This is a genomic window from Phenylobacterium sp. Root700 (assembly GCF_001429025.1).
GTDB lineage: Bacteria > Pseudomonadota > Alphaproteobacteria > Caulobacterales > Caulobacteraceae > Phenylobacterium.
The window spans coordinates 386,490-408,524 of the sequence record NZ_LMHT01000022.1 but is presented as its reverse complement, the minus strand read 5'-3'; the positions used below and the strand labels follow the sequence as shown (position 1 = coordinate 408,524).

22 protein-coding genes are annotated in these 22,035 nt (G+C 68.0%); 8 read left to right on the top strand and 14 right to left on the bottom strand.

The genetic code is table 11. The features are described from left to right. Positions 1-56: 56 nt before the first annotated feature. The 7 genes from ASE02_RS12835 to ASE02_RS12805 all read right to left on the bottom strand — a co-directional run bounded on the left by ASE02_RS12835 (position 57) and on the right by ASE02_RS12805 (position 8,185). Positions 57-1,307 (bottom strand): ABC transporter permease, encoded by a 1,251-nt coding sequence (locus ASE02_RS12835; RefSeq protein ID WP_056734744.1) that lies wholly within the window; start codon positions 1,305-1,307, stop codon positions 57-59. Further along, entirely contained in the window at positions 1,304-1,987 is a 684-nt protein-coding gene (locus ASE02_RS12830) for an ABC transporter ATP-binding protein (RefSeq protein WP_056734743.1), read from the bottom strand. Before ASE02_RS12830 ends, ASE02_RS12835 begins: the two co-directional genes overlap by 4 nt. Before the next feature lie 3 nt (positions 1,988-1,990). Further along, positions 1,991-3,577 (bottom strand): efflux RND transporter periplasmic adaptor subunit, encoded by a 1,587-nt coding sequence (locus tag ASE02_RS12825; protein ID WP_056734741.1) that lies wholly within the window; start codon positions 3,575-3,577, stop codon positions 1,991-1,993. Between the two features lie 170 nt (positions 3,578-3,747). Continuing rightward, complete coding sequence (locus ASE02_RS12820) at positions 3,748-5,103, bottom strand: ATP-binding protein (RefSeq protein WP_056734739.1); 1,356 nt, start codon at positions 5,101-5,103, stop codon at positions 3,748-3,750. Further along, complete coding sequence (locus ASE02_RS12815) at positions 5,100-5,852, bottom strand: response regulator (RefSeq protein WP_156406030.1); 753 nt, start codon at positions 5,850-5,852, stop codon at positions 5,100-5,102. The genes ASE02_RS12820 and ASE02_RS12815 overlap by 4 nt, the downstream gene beginning before the upstream one ends. Before the next feature lie 52 nt (positions 5,853-5,904). Next, positions 5,905-6,573 (bottom strand): MBL fold metallo-hydrolase, encoded by a 669-nt coding sequence (locus tag ASE02_RS12810; protein ID WP_056734734.1) that lies wholly within the window; start codon positions 6,571-6,573, stop codon positions 5,905-5,907. A gap of 64 nt (positions 6,574-6,637) precedes the next feature. Further along, positions 6,638-8,185 carry an amino acid permease gene (locus ASE02_RS12805; protein WP_056734731.1) on the bottom strand — a complete coding sequence of 516 codons (1,548 nt, stop codon included), beginning with the start codon at positions 8,183-8,185 and terminating at the stop codon, positions 6,638-6,640. A gap of 176 nt (positions 8,186-8,361) precedes the next feature. Between ASE02_RS12805 and hrpB the strand changes: the two genes are divergently transcribed. Next, complete coding sequence (hrpB, locus tag ASE02_RS12800) at positions 8,362-10,797, top strand: ATP-dependent helicase HrpB (protein WP_056734729.1); 2,436 nt, start codon at positions 8,362-8,364, stop codon at positions 10,795-10,797. A 32-nt stretch (positions 10,798-10,829) separates the two neighbouring features. Here hrpB and ASE02_RS12795 read toward each other — a convergent pair whose 3' ends face one another. The 3 genes from ASE02_RS12795 to ASE02_RS12785 are packed head-to-tail and all read right to left on the bottom strand — an operon-like array spanning position 10,830 to position 12,785. Continuing rightward, positions 10,830-11,615: an RNA methyltransferase gene (locus tag ASE02_RS12795; protein WP_056734957.1), complete on the bottom strand. Its 786-nt coding sequence runs from the start codon at positions 11,613-11,615 to the stop codon at positions 10,830-10,832. Next, the gene (locus tag ASE02_RS12790) at positions 11,612-12,514 is read right to left on the bottom strand and encodes a class I SAM-dependent methyltransferase (RefSeq protein ID WP_056734728.1); all 903 of its coding nucleotides are present in this window, start codon (positions 12,512-12,514) and stop codon (positions 11,612-11,614) included. The genes ASE02_RS12795 and ASE02_RS12790 overlap by 4 nt, the downstream gene beginning before the upstream one ends. 49 nt (positions 12,515-12,563) lie before the next feature. Continuing rightward, positions 12,564-12,785: a hypothetical protein gene (locus ASE02_RS12785; RefSeq protein ID WP_056734726.1), complete on the bottom strand. Its 222-nt coding sequence runs from the start codon at positions 12,783-12,785 to the stop codon at positions 12,564-12,566. Positions 12,786-12,979: 194 nt separating this feature from the next. On the opposite strand from ASE02_RS12785, the gene ASE02_RS12780 reads away from it, so the two are divergent. Together ASE02_RS12780 and ASE02_RS12775 are read left to right on the top strand one after the other, a co-directional pair. Continuing rightward, positions 12,980-13,615 carry a TetR/AcrR family transcriptional regulator gene (locus ASE02_RS12780; RefSeq protein WP_056734724.1) on the top strand — a complete coding sequence of 212 codons (636 nt, stop codon included), beginning with the start codon at positions 12,980-12,982 and terminating at the stop codon, positions 13,613-13,615. Between the two features lie 20 nt (positions 13,616-13,635). Beyond that, on the top strand, positions 13,636-14,154 hold the full coding sequence (locus ASE02_RS12775; protein ID WP_156406029.1) for a hypothetical protein: 519 nt from the start codon (positions 13,636-13,638) through the stop codon (positions 14,152-14,154). Here the strand turns inward: ASE02_RS12775 and ASE02_RS12770 are convergent. Next, positions 14,151-16,301 carry a lytic transglycosylase domain-containing protein gene (locus tag ASE02_RS12770; protein ID WP_056734720.1) on the bottom strand — a complete coding sequence of 717 codons (2,151 nt, stop codon included), beginning with the start codon at positions 16,299-16,301 and terminating at the stop codon, positions 14,151-14,153. The genes ASE02_RS12775 and ASE02_RS12770 overlap by 4 nt on opposite strands. Before the next feature lie 126 nt (positions 16,302-16,427). On the opposite strand from ASE02_RS12770, the gene dapA reads away from it, so the two are divergent. From dapA to ASE02_RS12755, 3 genes are read left to right on the top strand one after another with little or no spacing between them, the layout of a single operon-like run. After that, positions 16,428-17,312 carry a 4-hydroxy-tetrahydrodipicolinate synthase gene (gene dapA / locus ASE02_RS12765; protein ID WP_056734954.1) on the top strand — a complete coding sequence of 295 codons (885 nt, stop codon included), beginning with the start codon at positions 16,428-16,430 and terminating at the stop codon, positions 17,310-17,312. Then, positions 17,312-17,767 (top strand): SsrA-binding protein SmpB, encoded by a 456-nt coding sequence (smpB, locus tag ASE02_RS12760; RefSeq protein ID WP_056734718.1) that lies wholly within the window; start codon positions 17,312-17,314, stop codon positions 17,765-17,767. Before dapA ends, smpB begins: the two co-directional genes overlap by 1 nt. A gap of 2 nt (positions 17,768-17,769) precedes the next feature. Continuing rightward, the gene (locus ASE02_RS12755; protein WP_056734716.1) at positions 17,770-18,513 is read left to right on the top strand and encodes a GNAT family N-acetyltransferase; all 744 of its coding nucleotides are present in this window, start codon (positions 17,770-17,772) and stop codon (positions 18,511-18,513) included. Between the two features lie 38 nt (positions 18,514-18,551). Here the strand turns inward: ASE02_RS12755 and ASE02_RS12750 are convergent, their stop codons facing one another. From ASE02_RS12750 to ASE02_RS12740, 3 genes are all read right to left on the bottom strand, one after another. Next, a complete protein-coding gene (locus tag ASE02_RS12750; protein ID WP_056734711.1) occupies positions 18,552-19,265 on the bottom strand; it encodes a PEPxxWA-CTERM sorting domain-containing protein in 714 nt (237 codons plus the stop codon). 164 nt (positions 19,266-19,429) lie between these two features. After that, positions 19,430-20,077: a uracil-DNA glycosylase gene (locus ASE02_RS12745; protein ID WP_056734709.1), complete on the bottom strand. Its 648-nt coding sequence runs from the start codon at positions 20,075-20,077 to the stop codon at positions 19,430-19,432. Beyond that, on the bottom strand, positions 20,077-20,682 hold the full coding sequence (locus ASE02_RS12740) for an NYN domain-containing protein (RefSeq protein WP_056734707.1): 606 nt from the start codon (positions 20,680-20,682) through the stop codon (positions 20,077-20,079). Before ASE02_RS12740 ends, ASE02_RS12745 begins: the two co-directional genes overlap by 1 nt. 33 nt (positions 20,683-20,715) lie before the next feature. Between ASE02_RS12740 and folK the strand changes: the two genes are divergently transcribed. Both folK and ASE02_RS12730 read left to right on the top strand, forming a co-directional pair. Further along, a complete protein-coding gene (folK, locus tag ASE02_RS12735) occupies positions 20,716-21,234 on the top strand; it encodes a 2-amino-4-hydroxy-6-hydroxymethyldihydropteridine diphosphokinase (protein ID WP_056734953.1) in 519 nt (172 codons plus the stop codon). A gap of 114 nt (positions 21,235-21,348) precedes the next feature. Continuing rightward, positions 21,349-21,987, top strand: coding sequence for an HAD hydrolase-like protein (locus ASE02_RS12730; RefSeq protein WP_056734705.1), 639 nt, complete (start codon positions 21,349-21,351; stop codon positions 21,985-21,987). The last annotated feature ends 48 nt before the right edge of the window (positions 21,988-22,035 follow it).

The window sequence follows — 22,035 nt, the reverse complement described above, 5'->3', positions numbered from 1 at the left end:
GCAAACTCGCCAGGTGCGGCGGAGGTTGCGCGGAAAATGACGATTGGACCTGCGACCTATTCGCGCCTGAGCGCCTCGATGGGATCCAACCGGGCCGCGCGCCAGGAGGGATAGGCGCCGAACACCAGGCCGACCAGGCTCGAAAAGCCCAAGGATACAGGACCCGCCCAGGCCGGAATGGCCACCGGCCAGGACCCGAGCTTGGCGATCGCGACAGCGCCCAGCACGCCGATGGTCAGTCCGATCAATCCACCGGCCAGTGAAAGCGTGATCGATTCCAGCGCGAACTGAATGAGGATGTCTGTCCGCTTGGCCCCCACCGCCATGCGCAGGCCGATCTCGCGCGTTCGTTCGGTCACAGCCACCAGCATGATGTTCATGATGCCGACCCCGCCCACCAACAACGAAACGGCGGCCACCGCGGCCAGCAGGATGGTGAAGGTGGCGACGGCCGCCTGCGAGGCCTGGAGGATCGAGGCCATGTTCTGGGTCTGGAAATCGTCGCTGTCACCGGGCCGAATGCGGTGCAGGTCGCGCAGCAGGTTGGTGGTGTCCTCCTGCACGCGGTCGAGGCTGTCGGCGTCGGCGGCCTTCACATAGATGGTCTGAACGGTCGTGCCGCGCGCCCGACGTCCGACGATGCGCGAGCGCACCGCGCCAAGCGGGCCCAGCACCACGTCGTCCTGATCCTGGCCGAAGCTCGACTGGCCCTTCGAGGCCAGCACGCCGATGACTTCGAACGGTACGCCGCGCACCCGCACGCGCCGCCCGATCGGGTCGAGATCGCCCCATAGCTCGGTGGCCACGGTCTGGCCGATGACGATGGCCTTTTTGCCCTGACGCGCCTCGCGCTCGTCGAACATCCGGCCGGAGGCGAGGGTGAGGTCGCGCGCCACCAGATAGTCGGGGGTGACGCCCTCGATACGGGTGTTCCAGTTCGCCCCGTCGGCGATCAGCTGAACCTGGCCGCGGACCACGGGGGCCACGGCGACCACGCCCTCGACCTGTTTGGCGATGGTCTCGGCGTCGGAGTCGGTCAGGGTCTGGCCAGAGCCCGCCGCCCCCATGACGAAGCCCCCGCCACCCCCGCCGCCGCCGGCCCGGGAGGCGCCTGGGCTGACGATGATAAGGTTCGAGCCGAGCCCGGCGATGGTCGAGGTGACGCGCTGCTGCGCGCCCAGGCCGATGGAGGTCATCATCACCACGGCGGCGACGCCGATGACCACGCCGAGCGAGGTCAGCGCCGAGCGCATCGGGTGGGCGATGATGGCGCCGGTGGCGAAGCGCAGGAGTTCGATCGGTCTCATGCCGCCGCCTCGCGTTCGTCCTCGACGACCAGGCCGTCGCGGAACGAGATGCGCCGCCGCGCGGCGGCCGCGACGTCGAGGTCGTGGGTGACGATGACCAGCGTCAGGCCTTCGCTGTTGAGCTGCCGGAACAGCGCCAGCACTTCCTGACCGGTATGGGTGTCCAGCGCGCCGGTCGGCTCGTCGGCCAGCAACAGGTCGGGAGAGTTGGCCAGGCTGCGGGCGATGGCCACGCGCTGCTGTTGGCCGCCGGACAATTGGGTCGGCTTGTGGCCCATGCGGGTTCCAAGGCCCACGCGGTCCAACAGGGCCGCGGCGCGGTCGCGGCGGTCCCTCGGCGGCAGACCCGCGTAGATCATCGGCAGCTCGACGTTCTGCAGCGCGGTCAGCCGGGGCAGCAGCTGGAAGGACTGGAACACGAAGCCGATCCGCTGGCGGCGGAAGGCGGCCAGTTCGTCGTCGGTGAAGCCTCCCACGTCCTCGCCGTCGAACCGGTAGGCACCGCTGGAGGGGCGGTCGAGGCCGCCCAGGATGTTCATCAGGGATGACTTGCCCGAACCCGACGGGCCGATCACGGCGACGTTCTCGCCCCGGCCGATGGAGAGGGTGACGCCGGCCAGCGCCGCCACCTCTTCCTCGCCCATCACATAGAGCTTCCGCAGGTCGGTGATTTCGATCACGGCCTACATCCGCACCCGGACGCCGCCGCCGCCGGGCCCGCCGCCCATGGGCGAGCTGGCGGCCTTGATCTTGGCCTTTGGGCCGCCGCCGGTGATCACCTGATCGCCGGTCTTCAGGTCGCGAGCGCGGATTTCGGTGAACGCGCCGTCGGTGGCCCCGACCCGGACCGGGACCGGGACCGGCTTGTCGTCGCGCAGCACATAGACCACGCCGCTGCTGAAGCCGCCCGCGTCGCCGCGACCGCCCTGGCCCATGGTGGCGCGCAAGGCGTCCAGCTTTTGCTTCTGGGCGGGCTTCAGGAAGGGCTCGAGCTTGGCGAAGGCTTCAGTCATGTTCTTGCGCATGGCCTCGCGGGCCGCGCCGCGGTCGCCGCCGGCCGAGGCGCTCGCCGCCGCCGATTTCTGGCGCAGATCGGCCTGGATCACGCTCCAGGCCTTTTGCTGGGCGGCGTCGAGGTCGAGTTGTTCGATGATCCGCTGACCGCCGCCCATGCCGCCTTGGCGAGCGCCCTGTTGGCGCTGACCGCCGCCAGGCGGGCCGCCCATGCCGGGAGGGCCAAAGCCCGAGGTGCGCACGGTCTGGCCGTTGGCGCTGGGCGGGGTCCAGCGCAAAGCCGCGGCCGGAACCTTCATGACGTCGCGCTTCTGCTCGATCACGATGTCGGCGTTTGCGGTCATGCCGGGCAGCAGCGTGCCCTTGGGATTGTCGGCTTGGGCCATCACCACATAGGCGACGACGTTCTGGTCGGTCACCGGCTGCTTGCGAACCTGGGTGACGACGCCGGTGAAGTTGTCGTCCGGGAAGGCGTCCACCGTGAACTTGACCGACTGGCCTTCCTTGACCTGGCCGATGTCGGCCTCGTCGACGGAGATCTTCACCTCGACCTTCGACAGGTCCTGGGCGATGCGGAACAGCACGGGGGCCTGCAGGCTGGCGGCGACGGTCTGGCCTGGCTCGATCTGGCGATCGACGATCACCCCGTCGATGGGAGCGATGATGCTGGTGCGGCCAAGGTCCACCCGCTGGCTGTTCAAGGCCGCCTGGCTCTGGGCGATGCGGGCGCGAGCCGCGCCGACGGCGGCGCGCGCCGTGCGGAAGGTCGCCTGGCTCGTGTCGAGCACCGAGGGGGCGTAGATGTTCTGGGCGACCAGGGTCTTCTTGCGGTCGTAGTCCGCCTGGGCCGAGGCCAGCTGCGCCTGGGCCTGTCGCAACGAGGCCTCGCCGGCCATCACGTCGGCCTGCCCCTGGGCCACACGCGTCTGATAGGTCTGGGGATCGAGCACGGCCAGGATCTGGCCGCGTTTCACCACGTCGTTGAAGTCGGCCATGACCTTGATGATCTGGCCGGAGATCTGAGAGCCGACATCGACGGTCACCAGAGCCTCAAGCGTGCCTGAGGCCGACACCGACTTGGTGATCGCGCCGGTCTCCACCGCGGCCATGCGGTAGGGATCCTTGGGCTCCTTGGGCTTCATGAGCTGCCATCCCGCGACCCCCAGGGCCGCGAGCACCAGGACGATCAGCACGATCCAGCCGACCTTGGGCAGGCGCAGGCCGCGCTTGGCGGGACGAGGCGGGGTCTGGCTCATGCGACGTGTAGTCTCCGCTGGTCGATGCAGTATCGCCGAACGTCTACGCAAGTTCCGGTGAACACCCGCTGACTGGGTCGGCGATACGAACCGTGTCCAGCATCAAGACCCAATCAGCGTTTCTGGGCAATTTCACTAGGCGACCAAGTCTTGCGCCCCGGCAACAATTCTCAGATCGGCAGTTGAACTCTAGCCGTCAGACCACCGCCCTGGCGATTGATCAGCATGACGTCGCCGCCGTGGCCGCGCGCGATGGAGCGCACGACGGCCAGGCCCAGGCCGATGCCGCCGGTCTGGCGGCTGCGCGAGGGCTCGCGCCGGTAGAAGGGCTCGAACACGCGCTCGACTTCATCTGGCGGAATACCGGGGCCGTCGTCCTCGATCTCGACGATTACGCTGACCGCGTCGCTATAGACGCGCGCCCGCGCCCGGTTGCCGAACTTCACGGCGTTCTCGAGCAGGTTTGTGAACAGCCGCCGCAGCGCCAGCGGGTCGCCGTGCAGGACGACCTTTTGACCCAACTCGACCTGTGTATCGGCCCCGGTCTCGGCCATTTCGTCGCAAAGGCTTTCCAGCAGGGAGGACAGCTCAAGCGGCGTCCGTTCCCCCTCGCGGGTGGTGTCGCGCACGAAGGCCAGGGCGGCGGAGATCATGTCCTCCATCTGGTCGATGTCGGCCGACATCTTGATCCTGACGTCTTCGGGGACGTTCTCGATGCGGAATCGCAGGCGGGTGAGGGGGGTGCGCAGGTCGTGGGCGATGGCGCCGACCATGGCGGTGCGGTCCTCGACGTAGCGGCGCAGGCGCTCCTGCATGTCGTTGAACGCCCTGACCGCTACGGTGATCTCGGCTGAGCCCTTCACCGACAGCGGCGGCGCGCGAGGGTCGCGGCCCAGCCGTTCGGCCGCATCCGTGAACAGCGTGATCGGCGCGGAGAGCCGCCGGGCGAATACGAAGGCGATCGGGGTCATGACCAGGGCGGACAGGAAGAACAGCAGCACGATCCGCTGTTGCCAGGGATCGAGCCCGATGCCCCTTTCGGGACGCACGATTTCCCAGCGGCCGTCATCGCGCCGAAGCGCCACGTCGAAGGGCGCGATCAGAAAATGTTCCTCCTGTTCGCCCCCGTCACGCGCCATGCGGTCGCGGATCACGCGGAAGATGCGGCGGTCGGAAACCGGGAAGTGGGAACTGGAGGAGATCACCACCCGCTCGTCGGGCACGCCGAGGGCCTCGGCCAACTGGCTTCGGATCTTGAGCGTCATCCGCCCTTCCAGCGCCATGACCGTGGTCGGGGGACGGTCGACGATCTTGAGCACCAGCGGACGGCGCTCGGTGAAGGCCGGAGACGTTCCGTGGAACGCCTGGACGATTTCGCTCACCCGGTAAAAGTCGGGGGCGGGGGGCGGCAGGTTGAACAGCAGGATCAGGCTGATGACCTGCGCCGCCGCCAGGCTGAGGCCGATCAGGGCCAGCAGTTGGCCGAACAACGAGGCCGTAGGCCGCCCGGCCCACGGGGGCGTCATGTACGCTTCACCTTGGCGGTGAACATGTAGCCTTCATTGCGGATCGTGCGGATCAGATCCTGACCGCCGCCATCGTCCAGCTTTCGCCGCAGCCGGCTGATTTGGACGTCGATCGCGCGGTCGAAGGCTTCCGAATCCGGGCCACGCGCGAACTCCAGCAGTTGATCGCGGGTCAGCACCCGTTGCGGGCGCTCGACAAAGGCGCGCAGCAACGAGAATTCGCCGGACGAGAGGTTCACCACCACGCCCTGCGGCGAGCGCAGTTCGCGGCGCACAAGGTCCAGCCGCCAGCCGGCGAACTCGCAACCGGCGCCGACGCCGCCGTTCTGGGCGCGGTGTTCGGCCCGTCGCAGCACCGCGCGCACCCGGGCGAGCAGTTCGCGGGGGTTGCAGGGCTTGGAGAGATAGTCGTCGGCCCCGAGCTCGAGCCCGACGATGCGGTCGGTGTCCTCGCCCATGGCCGAGAGCATGATGACCGGGGGGCCTTCGCCGACCGCCAGCCGACGGCAGATCGCTAGGCCGTCCTCGCCGGGCAGCATGACGTCCAGCACGATCAGGTCGACGGAGCCGCGCTCCAGAACCTGTTCCATTTCACGGGCGTCGCCGGCGGTCTCCACGGTGTAGCCGTGCTTGCCGAGGAAGTCGGAGACGACGTCGCGGATCCCCGGGTCGTCGTCGACCATGAGGATGCGGGCGCCCGTCTGGGCGCCTTGCACCCCGGCGGCGGACTGTTCGATGCGCGTTTCCATCGGGGCCATACTCACGCCCTCGCGTAACACTCAGATTTCACGCCTGAAAGCATCAGGCGTCCGCCAGCACTTGGTCGGCCACATAGGGGTTGGTGCGGCGCTCCTGTCCGAAGCTGGACATTGGGCCGTGGCCGGGCACGAAGCGCACGTCGTCGCCCAGCGGCCAGAGCTTGCCGGTGATCGAGGCGATGAGCTGCTGATGGTTGCCCCGTGGGAAATCGGTGCGACCGATGGAGCCTTGGAACAGCACGTCGCCGACCTGGGCGAAGCGCGCCTCGCGATGGAAGAAGATCACGTGGCCGGGGGTGTGGCCGGGGCAGTGGTAGACCTCGAACTCGGTCTCGCCCAGCGTCACTCTGTCGCCGTCGGCCAGCCAGCGATCGGGGGTGAAACTGCGCGCGTCGGGCATGCCCCACTTGGCGCCTGACGTTTCGATTTCGTCGATCCAGAAGGCGTCGTCGGGATGCGGGCCCTCGATGGGGCAGTCGAACGCCTGCTTCAGCGCCGCCGTGCCGCCGGCGTGGTCCAGATGCCCATGGGTGATCCAGATCTTCTCGAGCGTGAGGTTATGCTCCTTGAGCGCCTCGATCAGGCGCGGAACCTCGCCGCCGGGATCGATGATGGCGGCCTTCAGGGTCTTGGCGCACCAGACGATGGTGCAGTTCTGCTGGAGAGGGGTGACCGGCGCGATCAGGGCGCGGATGGGAGGCTCGGCTTGCATGGCCCCAGCATCGGGCCTTGCGCGCCATAAGAAAAGGCCCGGGCGAACCCGGGCCTTTCCATTTTTAGTGTTGGCGATCGCCGGGCGCTGGCGCGCCGGGCATCGGCGCCACTGGTCCGGGAGGCGCGTCCGGATCGAGTTCCGGCACGTCCACGATGCCTTGGCCCACATGGCTCCGGCGGTAACCGTAGAGGAAATAGACCACCAGACCGATCGCGGCCCAACCCACGAACAGCAGCTTGGTCTCGGTCGACAGGCTGAAGAACAGATAGACGCAGCCGATGGCGGCCAGCGGCGCGACGACCATCACGGCCGGCGTGCGGAACGGACGCTTGCGGTCCGGATCGGTGCGTCGCAGCACCAAGACGGCGATGGCCACCATGGCGAAGGCGAACAGCGTCCCGGAGTTGGAGATGTCGGCCAATACGCCGACCGGGAAGAACGCCGCGAACAGCGCCACGAACACCCCGGTGATGATGGTGATCACATAGGGGGTGTGGAAGGTCGGGTGGACCTTGGAGAACACGGCCGGGAGCAGGCCGTCGCGGCTCATGACGAAGAAGATGCGGGTCTGGCCGAACATCATCATCAGGATGACCGAAGGCAGGGCGAGACCGGCGGCGAGGCCGATCAGGTTGCCGATCTGCGGCCAGCCGATTTCACGCAGGGTCCAGGCCAGCGCCTCCTTGGAGCAGACGACATGGGTGGCGCCCGCTGTCTGGCAGGCCGCGGTGAGTTCGGCGCTGCCCGGACGCAGGCCTGCGCCGGCCGCGTCCATGACCGGTTGCGCGCCGACGCCGCCGATGACGCCCGCGGCGACCAGGATGTAGAAGATGGTGCAGATGCCTAGCGAGCCGATCAGGCCGATGGGCATGTTGCGTTGAGGGTTCTTGGTTTCCTCAGCCGCGGTCGAGACCGCGTCGAAACCAACATAGGCGAAGAAGATCGAGGCCGCGGCCGCCGAGATCCCGGCCATGCCGAGCGGGGCGAAGGGTTCGAAGTTCTCCATCTTCATCACCGGCAGGGCCAGGACGCAGAACAGCGACAGGGCCGCCACCTTGATAGCCACCAGGAAGGCGTTGACGGTCGCCGATTCCTTGGTGCCGACCACCAGCAGGGCGGTGACCACCAGGGCGATCATCGCGGCGGGCAGATTGATGATCCCCCCGTCCATCGGACCGAGCACCAGGGCGCTAGGAATGTCGATGTGGAAGGCGTTTTCGATCAGGCCGACCACATAGCCGGACCAGCCGACGGAAACGGCGCCGGCCGCGACCGCGTATTCAAGAATCAGCGCCCAGCCGACCATCCAGGCCAGCATCTCGCCCATGACGGCGTAGCTGTAGGTGTAGGCCGACCCCGAAACCGGGACCATGGACGACATTTCGGCGTAGCAAAGCGCGGCGACCGCGCAGACGAAGCCGGCAATGATGAAGGCGGCGATCATGCCGGGCCCGGCTTTTTGGGCGGCTTCGGCGGTCAGCACGAAAATCCCCGTGCCGATAATGGCGCCGATCCCGAGCATGGTGAGCTGGAACGGACCCAGCGAGCGGTGCAGCGACTTCTTTTCTGCGGTCGCAAGAATCGCGTCGAGCGATTTAACTCGCCACATATTTCCTCCTGGAGAATCCGAACGGCCCCCGCCGCGCGGTCTTGATTTGGCGCTACGTGGCCCGTTCGGAACCTTGCGGTCAAGCGGCAAGCAGTAAGGCCCCATTGCGGGAAACCAGGCGCCTGCGGGATGAGCGTCCTGCTTGGCGTGGGAAGCAGGCGCGGCTAGACCACGGCATGCTTCCGGTTGAGGATATTTTGCCTGCACTGCAGGCCGCGCTGAATGTCCGCACCGAAGCGGTGCTGGTCGCGCCGCCTGGCGCGGGCAAGACCACGGTGGTTCCGCTTCGGCTGCTGGATGCGCCCTGGCTCGCGGGCCGCAAGATCGTGATGCTGGAGCCGCGCCGTCTGGCCGCCCGCGCCGCGGCCGACCGCATGGCCAAGACCCTGGGCGAAAAGGTCGGTGAGACGGTCGGCTACCGGGTTCGGATGCAGTCGCGGGTCTCGGCGCGCACCCGGATCGAGGTCGTCACCGAGGGCGTCTTCAACCGGATGATCCTTGGCGATCCCAGCCTAGATGGCGTGGGCGCGGTGATTTTCGACGAATTCCACGAACGTAGCTTGGACGCGGACCTGGGCCTGGCCCTGGCGCGTGACGCTCAGGGCCTGCTGCGCGAGGACCTGCGCATCCTGGTGATGTCGGCGACCCTCGACGGCGCTGCGGTGGCGAGATTGCTGGGCGAGGCTCCGGTCATCGAGAGCCAGGGCCGGGCCCATCCCGTCGACACCCGCTATCTCGGCCGCGACGAGCGCCTGAGGCTGGAGGACCGCGCGGTGCGCGCCGTTGAGCGGGCCCTGGCCGAGGAAACCGGCAGCATCCTGGTGTTCCTGCCGGGGCAGGGCGAGATCCGCCGCACCGCCGAGTTGCTGGCCGAGCGCGTGCGGCGTCCCGACGTTCGGATCGCGCCGCTCTATGGCGCGCTGGATCCGGCCGAACAGGACCGCGCGATCTCTCCGGCGCCGCCCGGTGTCCGCAAGGTGGTGCTGGCCACCTCCATCGCCGAGACCAGCCTGACCATCGAGGGCGTCCGCGTGGTGATCGATTCGGGCGTCGCGCGGGTTCCAAGGTTCGATCCGGCCAGCGGCCTGACGCGGCTGGCCACTATCCGTGTCAGTCGCGCGGCCGCCGACCAGCGTCGCGGCCGGGCCGGGCGCACCGAGCCGGGCGTCGCCTATCGCCTATGGGACGAGGCCGAGACCCGCGCCCTGCCGGCCTTCGCCGATCCTGAGATCCTGGACGCCGATCTTTCGGGCCTGGCGCTCGATCTCGCCCGCTGGGGCGCGAAGGACGCCGCAGACCTGGCCTTCCTCGATCCACCGCCCAGCGCGGCCTTTAGCGAGGCGCGGAGCCTGCTGCGACGCCTTGAGGCGCTGACCGAGGACGGGGTTCTGACCGCGCACGGCGAGGCGCTGAGCGAGTTCCCACTGGCCCCGCGCCTGGCCCATATGGTGCTGAAGGCGGCCGCAACGGGCCAGGCCCCGCGCGCGGCGCAGATCGCCGCCCTGGTGACCGAGCGAAACCTCGGGGGGCGCGACGCCGACCTGCGCCACCGTCTGGAAGGCTTCCAGCGTGATCGCTCGACCCGGGCGCGAGACGCCCGAACCCTGGCCGAGCGTTGGGCGGGCCTAGCCGGCAAGCCTGGCCGGGGCGAGCCGTTGGACGACGGGCTGCTGCTCGCCTTCGCCTATCCCGAACGCATCGCCAAGGCGCGTGGCGGGTCGGGCGAGTTCCAGTTGGTCACCGGCCGCGGCGCCTTCGTCGAGCCGACCGACGCTTTGGCGCGAGAGAAATGGCTGGCCATCGCCGAACTCGGCGGCGGCGATCGCCGTGACCGCATCCTGCTGGCCGCGCCGCTGGACGAGACCGAGTTGGTGCGGGCCTTCGCCGGTCAGCTCGAGGTGGAAAATCGCCTGGACGAAAGCGGCGGCGGCCGTCTGCGCGGCAAGCGCCTGACCCGGCTCGGACGGATCACCATCCGTGAGGAGATCGATGAGAACCCCGATCCGGCGATGATCGCCTCGGCCCTGGCCGGGCGCGTCCGAACCGAGGGCTTGGCCAAACTGCCCTGGGGCGACGCGGCCAAGTCGTTCCGCCAGCGCGGCGCCTTCCTGCGGGCGCAGGGCGCCGACTGGCCCGATCTCTCCGACGCCGCCCTGATCGACACCGTGGACGACTGGCTGACGCCGTTGCTCGCAGGGGTGAGGTCGCTCGCGGCCCTGAGGCCCGACGCACTGGACGGCGCCGTTCGCGCGTTGGTGCCCTGGGAACAGCAACGACGGTTGGAATCGACCGCCCCGGCCCGCTGGACCGCGCCGACTGGCAACAGCTTCACCATCGACTACGCCGCCGAGGGCGGGCCGCGGGTGGACGTGCGCGTGCAGGAGGTGTTTGGCCTGACCGAGCACCCGCGTGTCGCCGGCGTGCCGCTGACCCTGTCGCTGCTGTCGCCGGGGCACCGCCCGATCCAGACCACCAAGGACCTGCCAGGGTTCTGGGGCGGGTCGTGGAAGGACGTTCGCTCGGACATGCGAGGTCGCTATCCCAAGCACGTCTGGCCCGAGGACCCGGCCAACACCGCCCCCACCGCCCGCGCCAAGCCGCGCGGGACCTAGGGTTCCTCTTCCCGGCGGGGGAGAGAAGAAGCCTAAGTCGCGGCGTAGATCATGATGCCGGTGGCGACCGACAGGTTCAGGCTGTCGGCGCGGCCGCGCATGGGAATCTTGACGTTGACGTCGCAGAGCGCGGCCATGTCCGGGGTCAGGCCCTGTTGCTCGTTACCCATCAGCACCAGGGCCGGCTTGGCGTAGGTCGCCTGACGATGGTCGACCTCGGCGGTCAGTAGGGTGCCGACGACCGAACCGGGCCATGACGAGCGCCATTCGGCGAACTCCGCCTCGGTGGCGCGCACGATGGGGACGGCGAAGATCGAGCCCATGGTGGCGCGTACGGCCTCGACCGAGAACGGATCGCAGCATTCGCCGACAAGGATCACCGCGCCGCAGCCGGCGGCGTCGGCGGTGCGCACGATGGTGCCCAGATTGCCCGGATCGCGGACCCGGTGCAGGGCGACGAAGCAGGGGGCCGCCTCCGGCTTCAGATCAGCGAGCGGCGTGAAGACCTGGGCGAAGACGCCCACCACCGCTTGGGGATTATCGCGGCGGGACACCTTGGCCAGGATGTCGTGGGTGACTTCGAGCACCTCGCCGTGCGCGGCGCCGGTGGCCTCGATGGCGCGGCGGAGCAGGGGGTGGCTTTGCGCGTCCTGCCCGTACATCAAGATGCGCGGCGCGTGGCCCAGCTCGACCGCGTCGGTGACGATCTTGAGGCCTTCGGCCACGAACAGCCCGGTTTCCTCGCGCTCCTTGCGCAGGTGCAGGGCGCGGACCGCCTTGACGGTCGGGTTGGTCAGCGAGGTGACGGCGCGGCTCATGACGCCCACCGGCCATAGAAGGACATGCCGATCTGGCGGTCCTGTTTATCTTCGACCAGGGTCAGCTCGCCCCAGTCGATGCTCCCGCCGCGATCTTCGAGGTTCGAGGCCAGCAGCGACGACAGCGCCGCCCCCGAGATTCGTTCGGCATAGGCGTTGAGCAGCAGGAATGAGGCGTTTTCCGAAAGAAGTTCGGAACATAGGGCCGCGAGTTCCGGCAGGTTTTCGAACAGTCGCCAGACCTCGCCGTCGGGGCCGCGGCCGTATTTGGGCGGATCGAGGATGATGCCGTCGTAGCGCGAGCCACGGCGCACCTCGCGCTGCACATAGCGGCGGGCGTCCTCGCAGATCCAGCGGATCGGCCTGTCCTCCAGCCCTGAGAGGGCGGCGTTCTCGCGGGCCCAGCCGATGGCCTTCTTGGAGGCGTCGACATGGGTGACATGGGCGCCGGCCGCCGCGCAGACCAGGCTGGCGACGCCGGTGTAACCGAACAGGTTCAGCACGCGCGGCTGGCCGTGCGCGGCGCGCAGCCGCTCATCCAGCCAGGCCCAGTTGGCGGCCTGCTCGGGGAAGAAGGCCAGGTGGCGGAAGGCGGTGAACCGGGCGTGGAACTTCGCTTCGCCCCAGGCCATCGGCCAGCTTTCCTGCGGCTTGCCCTTGAAACGCCAGTTGCCGGCGTCTTCCTCGTCGCTGGGATTGAAGACCGCGTCGGCCTGCTCCCAGGCGCTGTCGGGCAGGCGCGGGGTCCACATGGCCTGCGGCTCGGGGCGCACGACCGTATAGGGGCCGTAGCGTTCCAGCTTACGGCCGCCGCCGGAGTCCAGCAGGGCGTAATCGGCCCATCCGGTGGTGCGCATGGCGCCGGGAAGGTCCGCGACAACGGGGGCAGGCGTGCTCATGGCCACCGACTAGCCGGTTCGGCGCGCCGAGGTCCAGCCCCCGGCGAGATCAGCGGCCCTGCAGAGCCGCCTCGGTGCCCTCGATTTCGTCGCGAATCCAGTCGTGACCGTTGGCCAACAGGACGCCGTCGAGCGCGGCGATGTGCACGCTCAACCGGTCGCGGATCTCGGGGTCGACATCAGTGCGCCCAGCCATCCATTTGGCGATCAGATGGAGGCCAAAGGCGCTGTGCAGCGCCAGGCGCTGCAGTTGGTCGTCGGGCAATCTCATAGCCGCTCCGTTCAACTTTGCGTCCCCCGACACCGCAGTTTGGCGCCCAAGCTGGCGCCTGCGTCAAGAAAACGCTGGTAGTGACCTAAGGTCATGGCCTTAGTCTCGGAATTGCCTCACTTTATTGCGCGCGGGCTTGCCACGGCCGTGGTTTTGGTTTCCGTTCGCCATAGTACGGACTCGGAAGGAAACCCGTGACCACTTCAGTCACCACGAGGCGATCAGCTCGCAAGCCCAAGGGCGACGGGCATCTGCGTCGGGCGGAAATTCTCGAAGCCGCCGAGCGCATCTTCGTGGCCGAGGGCTATGACGGCGCGACGATCCGCAAGATCGCCGACGAGGTGGGGGTGTCGTCCACCGCGCTTTACATGCACTTCCCCGACAAGAGCTGCATCCTGCTGGAGATCTGCCAGGGCACGATCCGCCAGCTTCTCGAGCGCAACGCCGAGATAGCGTCCATGCCGATGGATGCGGCTAATCGCGTCAAGCTGATGCTGGAAAGCTATATGCGCTGGGGCCTCGACCATCCCAACGCCTATGAGCTGGTGTTCTCCAATGTTCGCCACATCACCGCGGTGATGCAGGACGAGATGACCACCGCCGACCTTGGCGCGCAGTGCTACGAGATCTTCTCAGACGTCGTGCGCGAGATCGCTGCGCAGGGCCGTCTGCGGACCGGCAGCGCCGATTCCGCGGCCCAGGCGCTCTGGGCGTCGTGCCACGGCGTGGTCGCGCTGATGGTCAATCGTCCGAACTTCGGCTGGGCCCCCACCGAGGAACTGATCGAGGTCACCCTCGACGGCCTGATGTACGGCCTAGTGGTGGACTAGGCGCGATCCGGGGCCGGGCGGTGAAACTGCTCGCCCTCCCTGGACGCAAGCCTTCGACATTCAAGCAGATGCAGGACCTGACCGACCGTCTGCGGCTCGGGCAAGACGTCGTGACCCTGCGACCTTATGGCTTCTGGAGCCATGAGGACATCGCCAACCCCGATGTGCGGCCCGAGGCTGAGGCGGTCGCGGCGATAGGGGCCGATCTGGTCATCGCCAAGTCTATCGGGACCCTGGTCGCGATGATCGCTCGCCGCGACTACGGCCTGGCGCCGCGCGCCGCCGTGTTCATCGCCACGCCGCTGAAACGGTTCGAGGCTCAGGGCCTGGTCCCGTTGCTGTCGGCGCACCTGGCCGAAGTCCCGACCCTGCTGATTCAGCAGACCGCCGACTACAATGGATCCCACGACGACCTTGCGGCGGTGGTCATGGGCCATGAGCAGGCGACGATCCGCGAAATCCCCGGAGACGACCACCTCTATGAGGAGACCGAGCTGATCGCTCCGTTGATCGAGCGGTGGTGGAGCGAGCGTCTCTAGGGATTGGGGATCGGCGCGTTGCTGCCGCCGATAGGCAGCGGCTGAGACGTGGTCGTTGTCGGCCCAGCATAGGTGTAGCCGCCGCGCTTCAGGTCGGCGCTGAGGGTGATGGGCGCAGAGCCGTTGCTCAAGCGAGCGCGATAGACCTGCATGCCTTCCATGACCCGCATCACGTAGTTGCGCGTCTCGGAGAACGGGATGCACTCGATGAAGTCGATCGGATCAGTGGCCGCGCCGCGCGGGTCGCCGCAGAAGGTGATCCATTGCGGCGGCCGTCCGGGCCCGGCGTTGTAGGCGGCGATGGCCATCGGGTACGAACCGGAGAAATTGTTGATCTGTCGGCCCAGGAAGGCCTGGCCAAGCTGCATGTTGAAGTCCGGCTGGTAGAGCATCGAGGTCTCGAAGCTCATGCCCAGGCGCCTCGCTTCGCTGGCGGCGGTGGCCGGCAGCAACTGCATCATGCCGCGCGCGTCGGCGCCGGACCGCGCCATCGGATCGAATCCGCTTTCCTGCCGGGTGATGCCCAGGGTCAGGGCGGGATCGGGCGCGCCCATCACTGGCGGCGGCGTGCGCAGCGGATAGCCGCGCTCGGGCAGGATGAAGCCGCGCTGGGCCGCGGTGCGGACGACCTTCATCGAGGTGTCCTGGTCGCCATAGCCGCGGGCCAGGTCGACCAGCATGGCCTGTTCCTCGACCGTGGGCAGGATATCGTCCAGCGCCAGCACGAAGGTGCGGAAGAGATCGCGATTGCCGATGTCGTTCAGCAGCCGTGCGGCCCGGACCGTATCGCGGGCCTCGAAACGGGCGCGATCGGCCTGGGTGATGACCGGGTCGGCCCCGAGGACCAGGCGCCCGCCGTCCACCTTCTCGGCGGCCAGCTGGCCGTAGAAGGTGGTGTTGTACTTGGCTCCGGCCCCATAGAATCGCTGGGCGGCGGCCCGGTCGCCGCGCGCCTCGGCCGTGCGTCCCAGCCAGTAGAAGGCTCGGCCGCGCGTGATCGGCGATTGGCCGATCTTTTCCACATTGGCGAAGTGGATATTGGCCTGGGTCGGGTTCTTCAGCCGGGTCAGGGCGATCCAGCCGGCGTAAAACTCGGCGTCGGCGCCAGGCGCGCCGGAGGTCAGGCCGCTGTTGGCCGCCGCCGCATATGCGCCGGCCGAGTCGCCGTTGCGCAGGGCGTAGAGGACCAGGCGGTAGCGTTCGTCCCAGATCCGGGTGGCCATGTCGCCGTGAGCCAGGTCGCGCGGGAAGTTCGCGACATTGGCCAGGGCGAGGTTCTCCAGGTTCCGCTTGCGGTAGTAGCTGGCGCGTTCGAACGCGATCCCCGGATCGTTGATCAGGTTGCCGGGCAGGGCGGCCATCAGGTCGTTGGCGTTCCCGGCGCCCGACCGCAGCGCCATTCGGACCTGGGCGAGTTGAAGCTGGTCGGGCGGCAGCAGCACCAGGATGTCCCGCGCGGCCGGCCCTTGAGCTCCGTAGAGCAGGATGTCGGCGCGGCGGACGTGGTCTTCCGGGGTCAGCATCCCGCCGAAGCGGGCCAGCATGGTCCTCTGCGGACCGACTTCGAACAGGTTGTCGCGCCAGACCCGGCGGATGAGATCGGCGGCTTCCCGGGACTTGCCCGTGGCCTGATAGGCCGAGGCCAGGGCCATCGCGCCCTCGGCGGTCTGCGGCTCCGCGCCGCCGAACCATTGGATGATCTGCTGCGGGCTTTGCCCCGACGTTTCGAGCAGCTTTTCGGCGGCCAGCTGGCGGCGGGCGGCTCTTGGCCATCCGGCCAGATCGCGCCGCGCCTGGTCGATTTCGAAGAACGACAGCGAATCACCGGCCGAGTCGGCCAGCGCCCAGGTGGCGATTTTCTTGGCGATCGGGTCGTTCAGCATCGCGATCGCGGTGCGTGCGCCGGTCACATCGCCGCGTTTGGCCGACGCCAATGCCGAATTCAGGGTGGCGACATCGGTCTGAGCGGGCGTCTGGCGATAGGCCGATTGCGGCGTCTGGGTGAGCTCGATAGGGCGCGGACCCTCGTAGGGCGGCCGATCCTGCGGCGACGGCGCCTGAGTCGGCGCCTGCTGGGCCTGGGCGACCGTGGCCAGCAGAACGATGGAAGTCGTTGTCAGGAACGCTTTGCGGGCCTTGAAAGCCAAGGTGTCGAACTCCAGGTTTCTCGGAATACGGAAGATATGTTGCGGCGCGGGGTCGCCCCGCCATATTGTCCGGCCAAATCTTGAGGCCGCAACAACTCGCCTCGCTTTCACGGCTTTTTGCAGACCATGTCAGATCCTTTGTTCAAGGGCGTGATGCCGGCCCTGGTGACCCCTTTCCGCGACGGCGCGGTGGATGAGCACGCCTTGGTGGCCCTCGTCGAGCGCCAGATCGCCGGCGGCGTCCACGGCCTCGTGCCCGTCGGCACCACCGGCGAGACCGCGACCCTGTCGCATGACGAGCATCGCCGCGTCGTCGAGCTGACGGTGAAGACCGCCGCCGGCCGCGTGCCGGTGATCGCTGGCGCCGGCTCCAACGCGACCGACGAGGCCATCGAGCTCGTGAAGCACGCCAAGGCGGTCGGCGCCGACGCCGCCCTGGTGGTGACGCCCTACTACAATCGCCCCAGCCAGGAGGGCCTCTACGCTCACTACGCGGCGATCAACGAGGCCGTTCAGCTGCCGGTGCTGGTCTACAACGTGCCCTCGCGCACGGCGATCGACATCTCCAACGAGACCCTGGGGCGCCTGTCCAAGCTGCCGAACGTCGTCGGGATCAAGGACGCCACCGGCGACATGACCCGCGCGACCATGCAGCGCCTGCTGTGCGGCGACGACTGGGTGATGCTGTCGGGCGACGACCTGACGGCCCTGGGCTACATGGCTCACGGCGGCCATGGCTGCATCTCGGTGACCTCGAACGTCGCGCCCGACCTTTGCGCCACTTTCTACAACGCCGTCATGGGCGATGACTGGAAGACCGCGCTCTATTGGCAGGACCGGCTGATCCGCCTGCACAAGGCGCTGTTCACCGACGCCTCGCCCTCGCCGACCAAGTTCGCCATGGCGCACCTGGGCCTCTGCCTGGAAGATGTGCGCCTGCCCATCGTGGCGGCCTCCGAGGCCTCGCGCGCCGAAGTGTTGGCCGGCATGAGAGACGCTGGCGTCATTTGATGGTTGGCAAGCTGATCGCCGAAAACCGCCGCGCGCGGTTCGACTACTTCCTCGAAGACACCTTCGAGGCCGGCATCATGCTGACCGGTTCGGAAGTCAAATCGCTGCGGGTCGGCCGCGCCAACATCGCCGAGTCCTACGCCTCGATCGAGGGGAACGAGGTGGTGTTGATCAACGCCGACATCCCGCCCTTCGCCCAGGCCAACCGCTTCAACCACGAGCCGCGTCGGCACCGGAAGCTGCTGCTGCACCGCAAGCAGCTCGACAAGCTGATCGGCGCGGTCCAGCGCGACGGCCGCACGATCATCCCGACCAAGCTCTATTGGAACGAGAAGGGCCTGGCCAAGCTCGAGATCGCGCTCGCCAAGGGCAAGAAGCTGCACGACAAGCGCGAGGCCACCGCCGACCGCGACTGGGCCCGCGACAAGGCCCGGCTGCTCCGCGACAAGGGCTAGGCGTGGCCACGGCCGTCGACGTCGAAGCTATCGAACGCGCCACGGCAGCCGCCGTCACGCCGCATGAGGTGCTGGAGATCGGCGATTGGCTGGTCACGCTGGACCCCGGCACGATCCGGCGCGCCAGCAGCGCGGTTCCTCTGCGCCATGACTTGGCCTGCGATGTTGCGGTTCTGGACGAGATCGAAGCGGCCTACGCCGCGCGAGGCCTGAAGCCGGCGTTCAGGATCGCCGATGCTCCGGGTCTGGAAGACGTCCGCGTCGAGCTTACGCGCCGCGGCTATGTGTCTGAACAACCGACCCTGGTGAAGACCGGCGGGGCCTTGGGCATGATCGCAGGTGCGCGCGGCGAACCGGCCCCGGTCGAGGGCGCGCCAAGCCCCGGTTGGGCGGCGGTGTTCACCAGCGAGGGTTTCGATCCCGCCGACGGCGCCAATCGGGTCGCCGCGCTCTCCAGGTCCCCTGACGCCGTCTATGGCGGGGTCAGCGACGGAGGTCGCACCATCGCGGTGGGCGTGGCCGCCTTCGGGCATGGCTGGGCCAGCGTGCACGGCATGCGCACCGACAAGGCCAGGCGCGGGGAGGGGCTTGCCGGGCGGGTCCTGGCCGGCCTGGGCGCGGCTGCTCAAGCGCGCGGGATCGAGCGGGTGTTCCTGCAGGTCGAGGAAAGCAACGCCGGCGCGAGGTCGCTCTATCGCGGCGTCGGGTTCGAGCGCGCCTGGCGGTATCTGTACTGGAGCCGGTAGCTGAGGGGCCGCGCGAGGCGTCCCCTCGGGCCGGGTGATCAGGCCGCGAGCGCCAGACCGTCTCTGCGGCGACGCAGGGCTGAGCCGGCGAGGCCGAAGCCGGTGATCATCATCGCCCAGGTGGCCGGTTCCGGCACGGCCGAGATCGCGCCCGCCAGGTAGCTGAGCTGGTTGCCATAGAGCTGGCTGGAAGCGACCGAGTCGTTGAGGAAGCCGTTCCAGATGGTGCGCCCGCCGTTGCCCAGCAGAATTGCGGCCGTCCCGTCGCCGTAGGTCGCCGCGATCGTCGCAGAGGTCGGGATGAGGCTGCTGCTGAACGTGTCCCATTCGCCGGCCTTGGTGATGGACAGAGGCGATCCGATGCCGGCGTCGAACACGGCGCCGACGTTCAACGTGTCGTTGTTGTTCTTTCCGCCGTAGTCGCCGCCGAGGCTCGGATGGCCGGCCTGCCAGGTGTTGAAGATCAGCTTGCCGCCGCTGTTGATGTAGCTGTCGAGGCGTCCAACATCGCCGCCAGGAACGTTTGAGTCCTGATTCAGATAGACGACGATGTCGTAGAACGAGAGGTTGTAGCCGCTGAGATCACCGGACGTGGTGGTCACGTTGTAGGCCCCGTTGTTCAGGGCCTGGGCGACGTAGTCGACGCCGTTCGTGTGGTCGACGCGGTACAGAATATTGACCGCGGCATCGGCGGCGCCGGCGAAGGTCGAAACGGCCAGCGCCATGGCGCTGGCCAGCAGAACTTTACGCATATTGTCGAATCCCTTGAGCAGACTGCAAAAGGGCGCGCCAATCGCCTGTCAGGCACGCCCGGTCGCGCTCGCCTAGATGGTGAAGGTTGCGCGAAGTCGACGTCGCGGATTCGCTATCCTGAATAAAAGCACTTCAACCGCCGATAGGCGGGTGCGCGCGCTGTTTAGACGCCCACGAGTTCTCGCGCGCGCCGGAACACCGCCTCGAACATCTCCGCCGTCAGCCGGCCGGTGTTCGTGTTGAGCCGTGAGCAGTGGTAGCTGTTCAGCACCACGTAGGGGCCTGCTTGGAACTCGGTCCCGTGGCCGGGAATGCCCGCCGAAGCCTTCAGGCCAAGGGCCTTGAGCACGTTGCGGCGCGAGACGTCGCCCAGGGTGACGATCACCTTCAAATTCGGCATCGCCGCCAGTCGCGCGGTCAGGAACGGGCGGCAGGTGTTCTCTTCGCTGGTCTCAGGCTTGTTGCCAGGTGGGGCGCAACGCACGGCGTTGGTGATCATGCAGTCGGTCAACTCAAGGCCGTCATCGATGCGGGCGTCGAACTTGCCGTTGGCGAAGCCGGTCTTGGTCAAGGTGTCGTAGAGCATCCAGCCGGCGTGATCGCCGGTGAAGGGTCGGCCGGTGCGGTTGGCCCCGGTGCGGCCAGGCGCCAAGCCCGCGATCAGCAGGCGGCCCTCGGCGTCGCCGAAGGATGGGGCCGGGCCGTTCCACCAGTCGGGGTTCTGGGCGCGGTTGGTTTCGCGGTAAGCCACGAGCCGGGGGCAGAGAGGGCAGTCGCGGGGCGGCTCTGCGCCCCATAGCTCGACAGACATCAGGCCTCGGCGTCGGCGTCGTGATCGGCGTCGCTCTCGCGGGCCACACGGCTTTCCTGGATGAAGCGCGGCAGACGCGAGGGCCGGCCGATGATGTCGGCCAGGTCGGCCAGGTCCACGAAGCTGTCAGCCTGCCGGCGCAGGTCGTCGGACGCCATCGGGGGTTGTGATTTGACCGTCGAGACGACGGTCACCCGCGCGCCGCGGCGCTGCACGGCCTCGACCAGGACGCGGAAGTCCCCGTCGCCGGAGAACAGCACCAGGTGGTCGGCGTGCGCCGCCATCTCCAGCATGTCGACGGCGATCTCGACGTCCATGTCACCGCGCCAGCGCTTGCGGCCCTGAGCGTCGGTGTACTCGCGCGCCGGCTTAGTCACCAGCCGGAAGCCATTGTAATCCAACCAGTCCACCAGCGGGCGGATCGGCGAATATTCCTGATCCTCGACCAGGGCGGTGTAGTAATAGGCTCGAACCAGGACGCCCCGCTGGCGGAACTCTTCCAGCAGCTTGCGATAGTCTATATCGAAGCCCAGACCCTTGGCGGCCGAGTACAGGTTCGCTCCGTCGATGAAGAGCGCGAGCCTGTCGGTGGGGTAGAAGGTCATGGGTTCGAAAATCCTGGAAATAGGGCGTTGGGCATGAATTCGGACGATGCGGTCATCGTCGCCCTTGGCGGCAATATGGCCGGCGACTTTGGTTCGTCCGAAGCCCTTCTTGAGGCGGCGCTCGCTCGTTTCGCGAAGGCGGGATTGCCCATGCTGAGAAGGTCGTCCTGGTGGCGCTCCGCCGCCTGGCCGGACCCGAATGCCCAGGAGTATCGCAACGGCGTTGTGCTTGTCGAGGCTCAGCTTTCGCCCGATGAGCTAATCCGAACGTTGTTCATGATCGAGGCCGAGTTCGGTCGGACCAGGGGCGCGCCAAACGCGTCGCGAACCTTGGATCTGGATCTCATCGCCTATGGCCGGGTGGTGTCGGACGACCCCCGTCTCACCTTGCCGCATCCCCGCGCCCATGAACGGCTGTTCGTGATGGGGCCGTTGGCTGAAATCGACCCAGGGTGGCGCCATCCGGTGCTGGGGAGCACCGCCGCCGAATTGGCGCGGACGGCCAGCGTCGGGCGCGATGCAACGCCGGTTCAGCTCCCGCCCGATCTCTGAGCCGATGAGGGGCGCCAGCCGCGACGCGAAGTCACGCCTGGGGAGTGCTCCGTTGACGGGGAACATCTCAAGGTATAGCCCCCGCCGCCCTATCGTCGGTATGCAGGTGCTCTCTTGGGCTACCGCCTTCTGATTTTCGATTTTGACGGAACGCTGGCCGACAGCGCGCAGTGGTTTGCGTGCGTGCTCAACGACGTCGCCAAACGCTTCGGCTTCCGCCAGATCGATCTCGCTGAGATGGCGGCCCTGCGCGGGTGCTCCAACCGCGAGATCGTCAGCCGCCTGGGCGTGCCGACCTGGAAGATGCCGTTCATCGCGGCGCATTTCCGGGCGCTCGCCGCCGAGGCCGCGCCGTCGCTTCAACTGTTCCCAGGCGTGGGCGACATGCTTCGCCGCCTGGACGCCGGCGGCGTGAAGATCGCCGTGGTCAGTTCCAACGCCGAGGCGACGGTCCGCCAGGTTCTGGGCCCCGATCTGGTCGGACTGATCGCTCACTACGGCTGCGGCGCCTCGGTGTTCGGCAAGGCGGCGAAGTTCCGCGCGGTCATCCGCAAGTCCGGCGTGGCCGAGGCCGACGTGCTCTGCGTGGGCGACGAGGTTCGCGACATCGAGGCCGCCCGCAAGGCGCATCTGGCGACCGGCGCGGTCACCTGGGGCTATGCGACGCCAGAGATCCTGCGCGCCCAGCGACCGAGCGCGGTGTTTGAAACGCCAGGCGATATCCTGCATGAGGCCGGCCTCTGCGGCATCTGAACGCCGATAAGCCCGCGTTGCGGCGTTGCACAATGAGCGCAAAGCCTC